The sequence below is a fragment of the Mycobacterium asiaticum genome (assembly GCF_001668675.1).
Classification (GTDB): domain Bacteria; phylum Actinomycetota; class Actinomycetes; order Mycobacteriales; family Mycobacteriaceae; genus Mycobacterium; species Mycobacterium asiaticum_D.
On the sequence record NZ_LZKQ01000204.1, the window covers coordinates 1 to 16,376 of the forward strand.

Sequence of the window (16,376 nt, forward strand, 5' to 3'; positions counted from 1 at the left end):
CTGCGGCCGCGTGGAGCTCGTCGACATTGGGCTGGACCTGCCCGAGACCGACATGTTGGGATTCGAGGCGGCCGACGTGCTCGCGCGCTGGCCGATCCCCAGCGCGCACGACGACAAGTACACCCAGGGCGTCACCGGCGTGCTGGCCGGCAGTGCCACGTATCCGGGTGCCGCGGTGCTGTGTACCGGCGCCGCCGTCGCGGCCACGTCGGGGATGGTCCGCTACGCGGGCAGCGCCAACCACGAGGTTCTCGCGCACTGGCCGGAAGTCATTGCCTCACCCAGCCCGGCGTCGGCCGGCCGGGTCCAGGCCTGGGTCGTCGGACCCGGGCTGGGGACGGACGAAACCGGGGCCGCCGCGTTGTGGTTCGCGCTGGACACCGATTTGCCGGTGCTGGTCGACGCGGACGGCCTGACCATGCTGGCCGCCCACCCGCAGCTGGTGGCGGACCGGACGGCCCCGACTGTGCTGACCCCGCACGCCGGCGAATTCGCCCGGCTGGCCGGAGCGCCGCCTGGTGACGACCGGGTGGCGGCCTGCCGCAGGCTCGCCGACACCTTCGGTGCCACCGTGCTGCTCAAGGGCAATGTCACGGTGATCGCCGATCCCGGCGGACCGGTGTACCTGAACCCGGCCGGTCAGTCCTGGGCGGCGACCGCCGGGTCCGGTGACGTGTTGTCCGGCATGATCGGTGCGCTGCTGGCGTCTGGTTTGCCGGCCGGCGAGGCCGCCGCCGCGGCCGCATTCGTGCACGCCCGTGCCGCGGCGCTGTCGGCCGCCGACCCTGGGCCGGGCGACGCACCGACGTCGGCGTCGCGCATCCTGCACCACATCCGGGCCGCCCTGGCGGCGCTGTAGCCGACTCCGCTGTAGAGAAAGGATCCACTGTGCCCCAACATCCCTCGCTGCCCGCGCATTCGATCGCTCCCGCCTACACCGGCCGGCTGTTCACCGCGCCGGTGCCGGCCCTGCGGCTGCCCGAGGAGTCGATGGATCCCGACGCCGCCTACCGCTTCATCCATGACGAACTGATGCTGGACGGCAGCTCGCGGCTGAACCTGGCCACCTTCGTGACCACCTGGATGGACCCCCAGGCCGGGCGGCTGATGGCCGAGACGTTCGACAAGAACATGATCGACAAGGACGAATACCCGGCGACCGCGGCGATCGAGCGGCGCTGTGTGTGCATGGTTGCCGACCTGTTCCACGCCGAGAACCTGCGCGACGACGACCCGAGCAGCGCCGTCGGCGTCTCCACCATTGGCTCCAGCGAGGCCGTCATGCTCGGCGGTCTGGCGCTGAAGTGGCGGTGGCGCGAGAAGGTCGGCAAGAACTGGAAGGCCCGCACCCCCAACCTGGTGATGGGCTCCAATGTGCAGGTCGTCTGGGAGAAGTTCTGCCGGTACTTCGACGTCGAACCCCGTTATCTGCCAATGGAAGAGGGGCGCTACGTCATCACGCCCGAGCAGGTGCTCGAGGCAGTCGACGAGGACACCATCGGCGTGGTGGCGATCCTGGGCACCACCTACACCGGCGAGCTGGAACCCATCGCCGAGATCTGCGCCGCACTGGACAAGCTGGCGGCGGGCGGCGGTGTGGATGTCCCGGTGCATGTGGATGCCGCCAGCGGCGGGTTCGTGGTGCCGTTTCTGCACCCGGAACTGAAGTGGGATTTCCGGCTGCCCCGGGTGGTGTCCATCAACGTCAGCGGCCACAAGTACGGGCTGACCTACCCCGGCGTCGGGTTCGTGGTGTGGCGCAGCAAAGAGCACCTGCCCGAGGATTTGGTGTTCCACGTGAACTACCTGGGCGGCGACATGCCGACTTTCACGCTCAACTTCTCCCGGCCGGGCAACCAGGTGGTGGGCCAGTACTACAACTTCCTGCGGCTGGGCCGCGAGGGCTACACCCAGGTGATGCAGGCATTGCAGTCGACCGCGCGCTGGTTGAGCGAGCAGCTGCGCGTCGGCGAGCATTGCGAGTTGATCTCCGACGGGTCGGCGATCCCGGTCGTCGCCTTCCGGCTGCAGCGCGGCCTCGGCTACACCGAATTCGACGTCTCCCACGAGCTGCGCGGGTTCGGCTGGCAGGTGCCCGCCTACACCATGCCCGACAACGCCACCGACGTGTCCGTGCTGCGCATTGTGGTCCGCGAAGGCCTGTCCGCCGACCTGGCCCGGGCCCTGCACGACGACGCCCGCACCGCCCTGGCCTCGCTGGACAAACTGAAGCCGGGCGGGCACTACGAAGCCGGGCACTTCGCGCACTAGCGGCTTTGACGCGTTGACTCTGCGCGCAGGGCGCCCGGCTCTCGTAAAAGCTCGCCACCAGCGCAGAGTCAATCGGGCGAAGCCGTTGCGCCGCGCTCTGGGACAATGGCGGCCGTGGCCGTTACGTCGCTCTCTCTGACGCCGGGTGTCCTCGCCGAGGCGGTGGTGGACCTCGGTGCTATCGCCCACAACGTGCGGGTGCTACGTGAGCACGCCGGAAACGCGGAGGTCATGGCCGTCGTCAAGGCCGACGGATACGGTCATGGCGCCACCAGAGTGGCCTACGCGGCGCTGGCCGCAGGTGCCGCCGAACTCGGCGTTGCCACCGTCGATGAGGCGCTGGCCCTGCGCGCCGCCGGCATCGGCGAGCCGGTACTGGCCTGGCTGCACCCACCCGGTTTCGACTTCGGACCGGCGCTGGCCGGCGACGTACAGATCGCGGTCTCCTCGGCGCGCCAGCTGGAAGAGGTGCTCGAGGCGGTGCGCCGGACGGACACACAGGCCGTGGTCACCGTGAAGGTCGACACGGGATTGAACCGCAATGGCGTGGCGCCCGCCGAATACCCCGCGGTGCTGAACGGGTTGCGCAAGGCTGTAGCCGCCGAAGAGATCCGGCTGCGGGGATTGATGACGCACATGGTGTACGCCGATGCGCCGGAAGAACCGATCAACGACCTGCAGGCCAAGCGGTTCCGGGAGATGCTGGCATACGCCCGCGACCAGAAGGTGGACTTCGAGGTGGCCCACCTGTCGAATTCCTCGGCCACCATGGTCCGTCCCGATCTCACCTTCGACCTGGTGCGACCCGGCATTGCGGTCTACGGCCTGAGCCCGGTGCCTAAGCTGGGGGACATGGGTCTGATTCCGGCGATGAGCGTCAAATGTCCTGTCGCCCTTGTCAAGTCGATCAAGGCAGGTGAGGGTGTCTCATACGGGCACACCTGGGTCGCGCCACGTGACACCAATGTGGCACTGCTGCCGATCGGGTACGCCGACGGTGTGATCCGATCGCTGGGTGGGCGACTCGAGGTGCTGATCAACGGCCGGCGCCGGCCCGGGGCGGGGCGGGTCTGCATGGACCAGTTCGTCGTCGACCTGGGTCCGGGACAGCCCGACGTGCGCGAGGGTGACGAGGCGATCCTGTTCGGGCCGGGCAGCATCGGCGAGCCCACCGCGCAGGACTGGGCCGACCTGGTGGGCACCATTCACTACGAGGTGGTCACCGGCATTCGGGGGCGGATCGGCAGGAGCTACCGCGAGGCGCAGACCGTTGAGTCCTGACGACAAACACCACCCGCACCGGGGCAGGGCGTGGTTGGCCGGAAGTACCGGGCTGACCGCGGTGGCCACCCTGGTCGGCGCCTCGGCGCGCAAGACCATCGTCGAACGCACCAACGCCGGTGAAGATCCTTGGGCCGACGAGGATTTCGAGCGGCTGGACAGCGACCGCGATTATGTCGTGACGACATCCGACGGGGTGTCGCTGGTGGTGCGCGAGGCCGGCCCGGAGGATGCGCCGTTGACCGTCGTCTTCGCACACGGATTCTGTCTGCGCATGGGCGCATTCCACTTTCAGCGGATACGGCTCGGCGAGGTCTTCGGTCCGCAGGTGCGGATGGTGTTCTACGACCAGCGCGGGCACGGCGAGTCCGGGGAAGGTGAACCCGAGTCCTACACGCTGACCCAACTCGGCCAGGACCTGGAGTCGGTGCTGCGGGTGTCCGCACCCCGTGGGGCGATCGTCCTGGTCGGTCACTCGATGGGCGGCATGACGGTGCTCTCGCACGCCCGACAGTTTCCCGAGCACTACGGCCGCCGAATCGTCGGCGCGGCGCTGATCTCCTCTGCCGCTGAAGGCGTGACCCGCTCACCGCTGGGTGCGTTCCTGAAAAATCCTGCGCTGGAAGCTGTTCGATTCGCTGCCAAGTCCGCGCCCAATCTGGTGCACCGCGGCCGCAACGTATCCCGGTCCCTGATCGGCCCGATCCTGCGCGCCGCGTCCTACAGCGACCTGCAGGTCAGCCGCAGCCTGGACGCCTTCTCGCAACGGATGATGAACGGCACCCCGATCGCCACCCTGGTCGGCTTCCTGCGCGCGCTGGAAACGCACGACGAAACGGCTGGGCTGTGGACGTTGCTCAAGATCCCAACGCTGATCGCCTGCGGTGACCACGACCTGCTCACCCCGGACGAATACTCGAGGCTGATGGCGGCGTCGATGCCGCAGTCCGAGTTGGTGATCGTCACCGGCGCCAGCCACCTGGCCTTGCTGGACAAGCCCGACGCCATCAACGACGGCCTGATCCGGCTGATCGATCGGGCGCTGCCGGGCAAGATGCGGCTGCGCTATCGACGGTTGGGTGAACGGCTGCGAAAGTGGTTCAGGCGCAATGGATAACGGTACGGCCACCCTGGAGCGTGTCGAGGACACCCTGGAACTCGGATCCCGGTTGGGGGAGCAGCTGCGCGCAGGTGACGTAGTGGTGCTCACCGGCCCGCTCGGCGCTGGAAAAACGGTGCTGGCCAAGGGAATCGCGGCGGCCATGGATGTCGACGGTCCGGTGACGTCGCCGACGTTCGTACTGGCCCGGGTGCACCCGGCGCGGCAGGCGGGCAAGCCCGCGCTGGTCCACGTCGATGTCTACCGGTTGTTGGACCAACACGGCGCCGACCTGCTCGGCGAACTGGACTCGCTGGATCTGGACACCGACCTGCAGGACGCCGTCGTCGTGGTGGAGTGGGGCGAAGGACTGGTCGAACGGCTTGCCGAGCGGCACTTGGACATTCGGCTGGAACGGGTCATGCACTCCGATGTGCGGATCGCGACCTGGGAGTGGGTGCGCACCATCGGCGACGATGCAGAGCGCAGCGATGAGGAGGAGCGGTGCAGATAGCCATCGTGTTGGCATTGGACACCGCCACCCCGGCCGTCACGGCGGGCATTGTCCGGCTCGAGGACTTTACGACTCTGGCCGAGCGCGTGACCGTGGACGCGCGAGCACACGCGGAGCGCTTGACGCCCAACGTGGTCGAGGCGCTCGCCGAGGCGGGTCTGACGATGGCAGACCTGGATGCCGTGGTGGTGGGTTGTGGTCCTGGGCCGTTCACCGGCCTGCGGGCCGGCATGGCCACCGCCGCCGCCTACGGGCACGCGCTGGGCATCCCGGTACACGGTGTCTGCAGCCTGGATGGCATCGGCCGACTGACGGGCGGCGACACCCTGGTCGTCACCGACGCCCGCCGGCGCGAGGTCTATTGGGCGCGTTACCGCGACGGCGTCCGCACCGACGGCCCGGCGGTCAGCGCGCCGGCCGACGTCGACGCCGGAGCCGCGGGCGCGGTTGCCGGCTCGCCGGAGCACGCGGCGTTGTTCGATCTGCCGCGCTGCGAGCCGGTGTATCCCACACCGGCCGGTCTGGCGATGGCCGTGCCGGATTGGTCGGTGGAGCCGGCGCCGCTGGTGGCGATGTACCTGCGGCGTCCGGACGCTAAACCGTTGGCGGCCAAGCCATGACGTCCCGCGCCGGCGACGATGCAGAGCGAATGCGATGCGGAGGAGCGGCGCCATTGGGCGCCGCCGAACCCATCACCATCGGGGCACTGACGTTTGCCGACGCCGCCCGGTGCGCGGAACTGGAGGCGCTGTTGTTCGACGGCGACGACCCCTGGCCGGCCGTTGCATTCAAGCGGGAGCTGGCCAGCAAGACCAACCATTACGTGGGTGCGCGCAGTGGTGACACGCTGGTCGGCTACGCCGGGATCTCGCGCCTGGGCCGCACGCCGCCCTTCGAATACGAGGTGCACACCATCGGTGTCGATCCCGCCTACCAGGGGCGCGGGATCGGGCGTCGACTGCTCGACGAACTGCTCGATTACGCCGACGGGGGCGTGGTGTTCCTGGAGGTTCGCACCGACAACGAGCCGGCGATCGGGCTGTACCGCAGCGTCGGATTTGAACAGGTCGGGCTGCGCAAGCGCTACTACCGGGTCAGTGGTGCTGACGCCTACACGATGCGACGGGAAACCCGATGACGACCATCCTTGCTATCGAAACCTCTTGCGACGAAACGGGTGTCGGTATCACGCGCCTCGACGGCTCCGGTCCCGAGGCCACCGTGACACTGTTGGCCGACGAGGTGGCGTCCAGCGTCGACGAGCATGTCCGGTTCGGAGGTGTGGTGCCCGAAATCGCCTCCCGTGCCCACCTGGAGGCGTTGGGCCCGGCGATGCGCCGCGCGCTCACGATCGCCGGTCTGACCAAGCCCGACATAGTCGCCGCCACCATCGGGCCCGGGCTGGCCGGTGCGCTGTTGGTGGGGGTGGCGGCGGCCAAGGCATATGCGGCGGCCTGGGGGGTGCCGTTCTATGCCGTCAACCATCTCGGCGGACATCTGGCCGCCGACCTCTACGAACACGGGCCGCTCCCGGAGAGCGTGGCGTTGTTGGTGTCCGGCGGCCACACCCACCTGCTGCATGTGCGTTCGCTGGGCGAGCCGATCGTCGAGCTGGGCAGCACCGTCGACGACGCCGCCGGCGAGGCCTACGACAAGGTGGCACGGTTGCTGGGTCTGGGTTATCCGGGCGGGCGCGTGCTCGACGAGTTGGCCCGCACCGGCGACCGGGACGCCGTGATGTTTCCGCGCGGGATGTCCGGACCTCGGGACGACCCGTACGCGTTCAGCTTCTCCGGCCTCAAGACCGCGGTCGCGCGCTACGTCGAGAGTCACCCGGACTTCCGGCCGGCCGACGTCGCTGCCGGATTCCAGGAGGCGGTTGCCGACGTATTGACCAAGAAGGCGGTGCGGGCGGCGACCGAGTTGGGGGTCTCGACGCTGCTGATCGCCGGGGGAGTGGCGGCAAATTCGCGGCTGCGCGAGCTGGCCACGGCGCGATGCGCCGATGCCGGGCTGACCCTCCGGATCCCCCGGCCGCGGCTGTGCACGGATAACGGCGCGATGATCGCGGCGTTTGCCGCCCAGCTCGTCGCCGCGGGGGCGCCGCCGTCGCCGCTGGACGCAGCCAGCGACCCCGGACTGCCGGTGGTCAAAGGGCAGGTCCGGTCCTAGGCCCCGCCGGGTGCGCCGCCGGTGCCGAAGCCGCCGCCGGTCCCACCGGCGCCGCCGGTGACCCCCGTGGGACCAGTGCCGTCGTTGCCCACCGTGCCGGGGTTGCCGGCTTTGCCGTTGGTAGAGCCGCTCTTGCCGCCGGTGCCGCCGCCACCGCCGGTGCCGCCGGTGCCGCCGGCGCCGCCCGTACCCGTGCCGCTGGCGGTGCCGCCGTCGCCGCCGGTTCCACCGATGCTTCCGTCGCCGCCGGTGCCGCCCGTAGAAATGCTTGAGTTGCCACCGACGCCGCCCGTGCCGCCGGTGCCGCCGGCACCGCCTTTGCCGCCGTTGCCGTCTCCGCCGCCGGCATCGCCGCCCCGGCCTCCGGTTCCGGCGGTGCCACCGGTTCCGCCGTTACCGCCCTTGCCGGAAGTGTTCGCCAAGCCCCCGGCGCCGCCGGTGCCCGCGGTGCCACCCTGACCGCCGGTGCCGCCCGAACCCCCGTCGGTTCCGTTGCCGCCGGCTCCGCCCGTACCAGCGGTGCCGCCGGTGCCGCCGGCGCCGCCGGTAGCGGTGCCACCGACCGCGTTGCTGCTGCCACCGTTGCCGCCGCTGCCGCCGGTACCGCCCTGGCCGCCGGTGCCGCCCGCACCGCCGCCGACACCGCCGATGCCGGCTCCGCCGTCACCACCCACGCCCCCCGCACCCGCGGTTCCGCCGGCCTTGCCACTGGTGGGGGCTGAACCGTTTGTCCCGGCGGATCCGGTGGCGCCGGTGCCGCCTTGGCCGCCGGTGCCGCCCTGGCCGCCGGTACCGATCTTGCCGTTCTGGCCGCCGTCCGCGCCGAGGCCGGCCGCTCCGGCGGTTCCGCCGGTGCCACCTTTACCGCCGTCGGCGGCGGTCGTTGTGCTTCCGACGGTGGTGTTGTTGCCTCCGGCGCCTCCGGTACCGCCTATACCGCCGTTCCCGCCATCACCGCCTTGGCCGCCGCCCTGACCGTCGATGCCGGCGCCGCCGTCACCGCCTTGGCCGCCCGCACCTGCCTTGCCGCCCTGGCCACCGCCCGTGGGCGTGCCGCTGCTGGTGCCGGCGGTACCGGTGCCGCCGTTGCCGCCGGCGCCACCCTTGCCTCCGTTACCGGCGGCGCCGATCGTCCCGTCCTCACCACCGTCAGTGCCGAGTCCGGCCGCCCCGGCCGTGCCGCCGGTGCCGCCCTTGCCGCCGTCGGCACCGCTCCCGCCGCTGGTGCCGGTGTTGTTGCCGCCGAGGCCACCCGTTCCACCGATGCCGCCGTTGCCGCCCTGGCCACCCTGGCCGCCACCTTCGCCACCCATACCGGCCCCGCCGGAACCGCCCTGACCGCCCGCGCCGCCCTGGCCTCCCTGCTTGCCGCCAACCGGCGCGGTCGTGGAGTTGGTGCCCGCGGTGCCGGTGCCCCCGCTGCCGCCATTGCCCCCGATGCCGCCTTGGCCGCCGGTCCCGTTCGCGCCCGTCTGGCCGCCATCCGTGCCGCTGCCGCCGCCACCGGCCGTACCGCCGGTGCCGCCCGTGCCGCCTGCGGCACCATTACCACTGTTGCTCGCGGTGTTGTTTCCGCCGTTTCCGCCGTTTCCGCCGAGGCCGCCGGTGCCGCCCTGACCGCCCTGACCGCCGCCGACGCCGTTGATGCCGGCGCCGCCGTCTCCGCCCAGGCCACCCGTGCCGCCCTGGCCGCCCTGGCCGCCCTTGCCCGGCCCCGACCCGCTGCCGCCGGTGCTGCCGGTTGCGCCGGTGCCGCCGGTGCCGCCGGTGCCGCCCTGGCCGCCGGTGCCGATTGATCCGTTTTCGCCGCCGTCGGTGCCCAGGCCTGCCGCGCCGGCGGTGCCGCCGCTCCCTCCCTTGCCGCCTTGAGCTCCGGCAGCTCCGTTGGTGCCGGTGTGGTTGCCGCCGAGGCCACCGGCACCGCCGATCCCGCCGTCACCGCCCTGTCCTCCGGCGCCGCCCCCGACGCCGTTGATGCCGGCGCCGCCGTCACCGCCCTGGCCGCCGGCGCCGCCCTGACCGCCCTGGTTGCCGGCCGTGGGCGAGAGACCGCTGTTGCCGGCGACGCCGGTGGCACCGCTGCCGCCCTGGCCGCCGGTGCCGCCCTGGCCGCCGGTGCCGATCAATCCGTCCTGTCCGCCGTCGGTACCCACCCCGGCCGCGCCGGCCGTGCCGCCGGTGCCGCCTTTGCCTCCCTGAGCCCCGGCGGCGCCGTTGGTCTCGGTGTTGTCGCCACCTTGACCGCCGGTGCCGCCCACCCCGCCTGTCCCGCCGTCGCCGCCGGCACCGCCGCCGACTCCGTTGACTCCCTGACCGCCGGCACCACCCTGGCCGCCGGCGCCGCCCTGGTAGCCCTGCTTGCCGTCGACGGGCGTGGCAGAGCTGGTGCCGGCACCGCCGACGTCGCCCGCGCCCCCGTCGCCGCCGGTTCCACCGCGGCCGCCGACGCCATTGCTGCCCGCTTGGCCCGCCGTGCCCAAGTCGGCTGATCCAAAGAGCCCCGCCGCGCCGCCGGCCCCGCCGGCGCCGGCAATGCCGCCCGCACCGCCGGTGCCGCCGGTGCCGCCGTCCACCGCGTAGCCCACGCCGGTGCCACCGATCCCGCCGTTTCCGCCGATGCCTCCCGCGCCACCGGCTCCGCCATTGCCGCCCGTGCCGAGCAGGCCACCCAGTCCGAGCAGGCCGGTCTGGGCGCCGCCAGCGCCACCGGCACCCCCGGCACCTCCGGCGGAGCCGTCACTGCCCTTGCCGCCACCGTCCAGACCTGCGATGCCGGTTGCTCCAGCGCCACCCGCCCCGCCATCGCCCCCCGCGCCCCCCCGGGCCGCCCCCCGCCGCCACGGGGGCCCGCCCCCCCCCCCCGCCACGAGCTGATCCGGGCATGGGACGAAGGACCGCGATGACCGAAACAGCACCGGAAGTTCGTGGCGGATTTCCCGACGTCAAACCCGTCGAGGACGCGCCGCAGGAACTGGGCCCATTCGTCGCGGCGCTGCGCCGTCTGCAGGATCTGACCGTATCCACCAAGCCCGACCCGGCGCTGTGGGCCGCCGCGACCGCGCACCTGGAGAAGGCCTGCGCGCTGTTGGACGGCCACCAGGTCCCGGAGACCGAGGCGGTGGCCGGGCGGGTGCTGAGCCTGCCCGGGCTGGCCCATCCCCTGATGCCGCCGTGGATGGTGACCGAGTCCGGTCCCGACGGCGTGCGGATGGCCGGTCATTTCACCACCTCGCACATCGGCGGGAATCGGGCGGTGCACGGTGGCATGATCCCGCTGTTCTACGACTGGCTGTTCGGCATGGTCGTGACCACCGCGGACATCCGGCCGACGCGCACGGCATACCTGCACGTCGACTTCCGCAGCATCACCCCCGTCGACCAGCCACTGACCGCCCACGGCCGCCTCACACGCGTCGACGGCAGGAAGGTTTTCATTGACGCTACTATGATAGCCGCCGATGGAACGCTCCTCAGCGAAGCCAACGGCCTGATGGTTCGCTTGCTACCCCACCAGCCGTGAGAGGCACGATGTCCGACACCACAACAACGTTCACGGTTCCGGCGGTCGCGAAGGCCGTCGCCGAGGCCATCCCCGATCGGGAGTTGGTCATCCAGGGCGACCGGCGCTACACCTACCGGCAGGTGATCGAACGCGCCAACCGGCTGGCCGCGTATCTGCATTCGAAGGGGTTGGGCTGCCATACCGAGCGCTCGGCGCTGAGCGGCCATGAGGTGGGCCAGGACCTGCTGGGTCTCTACGCCTACAACGGGAACGAATTCGTCGAGGCGTTGCTGGGCAGCTTCGAGGCGCGAGTCGCCCCGTTCAACGTCAACTTCCGCTACGTGAAGAGCGAGCTGCAATACCTGCTCGCGGATGCCGGGGCGACCGCGCTGCTCTACCACGCGGCGTTCGCACCGCGGGTGGCCGAGATCCTGCCGGATCTGCCACAGCTGCGCGTGCTGATCCAGATCCCCGATGACTCGGGCAACGAATTGCTGGAGGGCGCAGTCGATTACGAGGCTGCCCTGGCGTCGGCGTCTCCGGAGCCGCCGCCGGTGCGGCACTCCGCCGACGACCTGTACGTCCTCTACACCGGTGGCACGACGGGGATGCCGAAGGGCGTGTTGTGGCGCCAGCATGACATTTTCATGACCTCCTTCGGCGGTCGGAATCTCATGACCGGCGAGCCGTCGAGCTCCATCGACGAGATCGTCGAGCGCGCCGCCTCGGGCCCGGGCACCAAGCTGATGATCCTGCCCCCGCTGATCCACGGTGCGGCCCAGTGGAGTGTGATGACCGCGATCACCACGGGGCAATCCGTCGTCTTCCCCACGGTCGTCGATCATCTGGACGCCGACGACGTGGTGCGCACGATCGAGCGGGAAGAAGTCATGGTGGTCACGCTGGTTGGCGATGCGATGGCGCGCCCGTTGGTCGCCGCGATCGAGAAGGGGATTGCCGACGTGTCGTCGCTAGCCGTCGTCGCCAACGGCGGTGCGCTGCTGACCCCGTACGTCAAGCAACGCTTGATCGAAACGCTGCCGAACGCGGTTGTCATCGACGGCGTCGGATCGTCGGAGACCGGCGCGCAGATGCACCATATGTCGACATCGGAAGCCGTGGCGACCGGCAGGTTCAACGCCGGCCCGGACACCTTCGTGGCCGCGGAGGACCTGAGCGCAATCCTGGAACCGGGCCACGACGGGATGGGCTGGCTCGCGCAGCGGGGCTACGTTCCGCTTGGTTACAAGGACGATGCGGCCAAGACGGCCAAGACATTTCCAGTGATCGACGGTGTGCGGTTCGCCGTCCCCGGTGACCGCGCGCGCCACGGCACCGACGGCTCCATCGAATTGCTGGGCCGCGATTCGGTGACCATCAACTCCGGCGGCGAGAAGATCTTCGTCGAGGAGATCGAAACGGCCATCGCGTCACATCCCGCGGTGGCCGACGTGGTCGTCGCCGGTCGGCCGAGCGAGCGGTGGGGTCAGGAGGTCGTCGCCGTGGTGGCGCTCGCGCCGGGCGCCGACGTCGAGTCCGGGGAACTGGTGGCGCACGCTGCGCAGACGCTCGCGCGCTACAAGCTCCCCAAAGCGATCGTGTTCCGTCCGGTCATCGAGCGCAGCCCGTCGGGAAAGGCCGACTACCGGTGGGCCCGTGAGCAGGCGGTGAATGGCTGACCGGTGATGCCGGCGGGGTGCGACCGCTTGGCAGTCCCATATTGCCTACTGTAATAATTACAGTACGATCTTACGAAGTACGTGTTCGAATCGTGCTGAGGTCGAGATGCCGGAGATCAAGTGACGACCAACGTTCACACCGCCGCTGCCGCCGGCGACGAGACCGTCAGCCTGCGTGACCCCTACCCGTTCTTTGCCCGCAAGCGGCACGAGGCCGCGGTGTTCGCCGGCACGGTGATGAACTACTCCAAGACGCCGGAGTCCCTGCGACCCAGGCAGGAGTACTCCGCGATGTCGTTCGACGCGGTCAACACGGTGTTTCGGGATGGCCGGGTGTTTACTTCCAAGCCGTACGACAAGACCATCGGCCTGTTCATGGGGCCGACGATTTTGGCGATGGAGGGAAAGAAACACCGCGAACACCGCAACTTGGTTTCCGCGGCATTCAAGTCCAAGGCACTGGCCCGCTGGGAGCCCGCCGTCGTGCGGCCGATCTGCGATGCCCTGATCGACGAGTTCATCGAAACAGGTCACGCCGACCTGGTCCGTAACTTCACCTTCGAATTCCCCACCCGCGTGATCGCAAAGCTACTGGGATTGCCGGCCGAAGACCTGCCGATGTTCCGCGAGCGCGCCGTGCAATTGATCAGCTACCACGTCAACTACGAAGGCGCCTTCGAGGCCTCGGCCGCGCTCAAGGAGTATTTCGTCGAGCAGATCGAACAGCGCAGATCCAAGCCCACCGAGGACATCATCGGTGACCTGATCAGCGCGGAGATCGACGGCGAAAAGCTCACCGACGAAGCCATTTACTCGTTCCTTCGTCTGCTGCTGCCGGCCGGCTTGGAAACCACCTACCGCTCGTCGGGAAATCTGTTGTATCTGCTGCTGACGCATCCGGAGCAGTTCGCGGCGCTGCAAGCCGACCGCGAGCTGCTGGCAGCGGCCATCGAGGAAGGACTGCGCTACGAGACGCCGCTGACCGTCGTGCAACGCTTCACGACAGAGGACACCGAGGTGGAAGGTGTGAAGATCCCGGCACGTTCGGTGATCGGCGTGTGCATCGGTTCGGCGAACCGCGACGAGCGACGCTGGGAACGCTCCGAAGAGTTCGACATTTTCCGCAAGCACATGCCACACATCTCGTTCGCCGCCGGTGAGCACACCTGCCTGGGTTTGCATCTGGCGCGGCTGGAAACGCGCGTCGCGATGGAATGCCTGCTGGACCGGCTGACCAACGTCACCTTGCTGACCGACGATGACCCGCACATCCACGGCCAGCCGTTTCGGTCACCGAATGCGCTTCCAGTGACGTTCGACGCGAAGTAGTGTCCGGAAATGGTCAAAGTCATGACGGGCTTTCGGGTCCTCGAGCTTGCGCAGTTCACCTTCGTTCCGGCGGCAGGCGCCATCCTGGCCGACTGGGGAGCGGACGTCATCAAAGTCGAGCACCCAGCCCGCGGCGATACCCAGCGCGGCTTTCTGAATATGGGTGGCATTCAAATCGATCCGGAACGACACCCGCTGATGGAACATCCCAACCGGGGCAAACGCAGTGTCGGGATCGACGTCTCCACGCCGGGCGGCCAGGAAGTGATCTACGAACTGGCCAAGACCGCGGACGTGTTCCTCACCAACTACAAGCCCGCGCAACGCCAGAAGCATAAGTTCGACGTCGAGCACATCCGCGAAGTGAACCCGAACATCGTGTACGCCCGAGGGTCGGCTTACGGCGACAAAGGCGCCGAGCGTGACACCGGCGGCTACGACGGTACGGCGTTCTGGACGCGCAGCGGCATCGGCTATGCCCTGACGCCCGAGGAGCTGGGCGGCGCACTGGGACAAGGCATTCCCGCATTCGGCGATTCGATCGGCGGCATGTTCATCGCTGGCGGCATCTCGGCCGCGCTGCTGCATCGCGAGCGCACCGGAGAAGCGGTCGAACTCGACGTGTCGCTGCTGAGTACGGCGTGGTGGGCGGCCGGCGCCAGCGTGACGCAGGGCATGGAGACCGGCGAGGTCATGCGCACTCCGATGCCGGGTTCCGGCGCGCCCTCGGTGAATCCCTTCATGGGCAACTACGAAACCTCCGACGGCGGCACGATCAACCTGTGCATCATCAGCCCGACCGGGCTGATCCGCGACACGTTCGAACACCTAGGCATTCCCGAGGCGGCCGACGATCCGCGCTTCGCCGACGTGCTCCCCTTGATCCAGAACGCCGACGCCGCCGCCGAGCTGATCACGAAGGCCTTCGCCGGCAAACCCTTTGACTATTGGCGGCAGCACCTTAAGACGATGAAGGGCCAATGGGCGCCGTTCCAGAGCCTCATCGACCTGGTCGACGACGAGCAGGCGATCGCCAACGACATGATCGCCGAAGTCGAGCTCGCCGGCGGAGGCAAGCCGTTCCGCGTGGTCCGCGGCCCCGTCCAGTTCAATCACGAGCCGCTGACGACGACCCGGGCGCCGCAGGCCAGCGAGCACACCGAGCTGGTTCTGATGGAGCTCGGCATGGATTGGGACCGGATCGAAGAACTCAAGAATGCAGGGGCTATTGCGTGAATCGCGCCACGACGATGCAGAGCGAAAGCGATGAGGAGTGGCGCCCGTGAATGACGTCGCCATCATCGGCGTGGGCCTACACCCGTTCGGGCGTTTCGAGGACAAGTCGGCGATGCAGATGGGCGTCGAGGCCATCGTCGCCGCGGTCGCCGACGCCGGAATCGCTTGGCAGGACGTCCAGTTCGCCACCGGCGGGAGCTGGACGGTGGCCAACCCGGACGCGATCGTCGGAATGGTCGGTTTGACCGGCATCCCGTTCACCAACGTGTTCAACGCATGCGCGACCGCCGCCAGCGCCGCCAAGGCGTGCGCCGACGGCATCCGACTAGGCGACTACGACATCGGGATAGCCGTTGGTCTGGACAAACACCCGCGCGGCGCTTTCACCGAAGACCCCGCACTGGTCGGCATGCCGCGCTGGTATGCGGAGAACGGGCAGTACCTGACCACCCAGTTCTTCGGCATGAAAGCCAACCGCTACCTGCACGATCACGGCATTTCCCAGCAGACCCTGGCCAAGGTCGCCGCCAAGAACTTCCGCAATGGGGCCATGAACCCCAACGCATTTCGCCGGAAGCCGATCTCCGAAGAAGAGATCCTGAACTCGGCAATGCTCAATTACCCGCTGACGCAATACATGTTCTGCGCGCCCGACGAGGGTGCCGCCGCGGTGGTCATGTGCCGAGCGGACATCGCGCACCGCTATACCTCCAAACCCGTCTATCTGCGGGCGGTCGAGGTCCGCACGCGCCGCTACGGGGCCTACGAGGTCAACACCACCTGCGCACCCGTCGACGAAGACGTGGCGCCAACGGTTTACGCCGCCCGCAGCGCGTTCGAGAAGGCCGGCATCACCCCTGACGACGTCGACGTGATCCAGTTGCAGGACACCGACGCCGGCGCCGAAATCATCCACATGGCCGAGTGCGGGTTCTGCGAGCACGGCGATCAGGAAAAGCTCCTGGCCGACGGCGCCACCGAGATCGACGGCGCGATGCCGGTCAACACCGACGGGGGGCTGATCGCCAACGGCGAGCCCATCGGCGCCTCCGGCCTGCGGCAGATCCACGAAATCGTGCGCCAACTCCGCGGCGAGGCGGGCGAGCGCCAGGTGCCCGGCAACCCGAAGGTGGGATTCACCCAGCTGTACGGCGCGCCGGGCACCGCCGCGGCGACCATCCTCACGACCTGACCGGTAATCCCCAGCGCCGCGGGGGGGGTAGGGGGGGGCGGCGCCCCCCCCCCGGGGGGGGGCGGGGAAGCGCCGCGGCCCCCCACAACCCGGTAGAGACC

The 16,376-nt window shown here is 69.6% G+C and carries 14 protein-coding genes; 13 read left to right on the plus strand and 1 reads right to left on the minus strand.

Features of this window, described 5'->3' with window-relative positions; genetic code table 11:
* The 8 genes from A9X01_RS17250 to tsaD all read left to right on the plus strand — a co-directional run.
* The coding region (locus tag A9X01_RS17250) for an NAD(P)H-hydrate dehydratase (protein ID WP_065121901.1) at positions 1-859 on the plus strand (859 nt) is incomplete at its 5' end.
* A gap of 29 nt (positions 860-888) precedes the next feature.
* Positions 889-2,271 (plus strand): glutamate decarboxylase, encoded by a 1,383-nt coding sequence (gene gad, locus A9X01_RS17255; protein ID WP_065121902.1) that lies wholly within the window; start codon positions 889-891, stop codon positions 2,269-2,271.
* Positions 2,272-2,376: 105 nt separating this feature from the next.
* Positions 2,377-3,552, plus strand: a complete 1,176-nt coding sequence (alr, locus tag A9X01_RS17260; RefSeq protein WP_065121903.1) for an alanine racemase — start codon at positions 2,377-2,379, stop codon at positions 3,550-3,552.
* A 52-nt stretch (positions 3,553-3,604) separates the two neighbouring features.
* Entirely contained in the window at positions 3,605-4,669 is a 1,065-nt protein-coding gene (locus A9X01_RS17265) for an alpha/beta fold hydrolase (RefSeq protein ID WP_155772138.1), read from the plus strand.
* Positions 4,662-5,165: a tRNA (adenosine(37)-N6)-threonylcarbamoyltransferase complex ATPase subunit type 1 TsaE gene (gene tsaE, locus A9X01_RS17270; protein ID WP_065121905.1), complete on the plus strand. Its 504-nt coding sequence runs from the start codon at positions 4,662-4,664 to the stop codon at positions 5,163-5,165. Before A9X01_RS17265 ends, tsaE begins: the two co-directional genes overlap by 8 nt.
* Complete coding sequence (tsaB, locus tag A9X01_RS17275; RefSeq protein ID WP_172832547.1) at positions 5,156-5,785, plus strand: tRNA (adenosine(37)-N6)-threonylcarbamoyltransferase complex dimerization subunit type 1 TsaB; 630 nt, start codon at positions 5,156-5,158, stop codon at positions 5,783-5,785. Before tsaE ends, tsaB begins: the two co-directional genes overlap by 10 nt.
* 53 nt (positions 5,786-5,838) lie before the next feature.
* Positions 5,839-6,303, plus strand: coding sequence for a ribosomal protein S18-alanine N-acetyltransferase (rimI, locus tag A9X01_RS17280; RefSeq protein WP_253849161.1), 465 nt, complete (start codon positions 5,839-5,841; stop codon positions 6,301-6,303).
* Positions 6,300-7,337, plus strand: coding sequence for a tRNA (adenosine(37)-N6)-threonylcarbamoyltransferase complex transferase subunit TsaD (gene tsaD / locus A9X01_RS17285; protein WP_065121906.1), 1,038 nt, complete (start codon positions 6,300-6,302; stop codon positions 7,335-7,337). The genes rimI and tsaD overlap by 4 nt, the downstream gene beginning before the upstream one ends.
* Here tsaD and A9X01_RS31890 read toward each other — a convergent pair.
* Complete coding sequence (locus tag A9X01_RS31890) at positions 7,334-10,204, minus strand: hypothetical protein (RefSeq protein ID WP_065121907.1); 2,871 nt, start codon at positions 10,202-10,204, stop codon at positions 7,334-7,336. The genes tsaD and A9X01_RS31890 overlap by 4 nt on opposite strands.
* Before the next feature lie 32 nt (positions 10,205-10,236).
* Between A9X01_RS31890 and A9X01_RS17295 the strand changes: the two genes are divergently transcribed.
* From A9X01_RS17295 to A9X01_RS17315, 5 genes are all read left to right on the plus strand, one after another.
* Entirely contained in the window at positions 10,237-10,857 is a 621-nt protein-coding gene (locus tag A9X01_RS17295) for a PaaI family thioesterase (protein ID WP_065121908.1), read from the plus strand.
* A gap of 8 nt (positions 10,858-10,865) precedes the next feature.
* A complete protein-coding gene (locus tag A9X01_RS17300) occupies positions 10,866-12,518 on the plus strand; it encodes an acyl-CoA synthetase (protein ID WP_065121909.1) in 1,653 nt (550 codons plus the stop codon).
* A gap of 120 nt (positions 12,519-12,638) precedes the next feature.
* On the plus strand, positions 12,639-13,847 hold the full coding sequence (locus tag A9X01_RS17305; RefSeq protein ID WP_065121910.1) for a cytochrome P450: 1,209 nt from the start codon (positions 12,639-12,641) through the stop codon (positions 13,845-13,847).
* 21 nt (positions 13,848-13,868) lie between these two features.
* Positions 13,869-15,083: a CaiB/BaiF CoA transferase family protein gene (locus A9X01_RS17310; RefSeq protein ID WP_065121914.1), complete on the plus strand. Its 1,215-nt coding sequence runs from the start codon at positions 13,869-13,871 to the stop codon at positions 15,081-15,083.
* A 46-nt stretch (positions 15,084-15,129) separates the two neighbouring features.
* Positions 15,130-16,275, plus strand: a complete 1,146-nt coding sequence (locus A9X01_RS17315; protein WP_065121911.1) for a thiolase family protein — start codon at positions 15,130-15,132, stop codon at positions 16,273-16,275.
* The last annotated feature ends 101 nt before the right edge of the window (positions 16,276-16,376 follow it).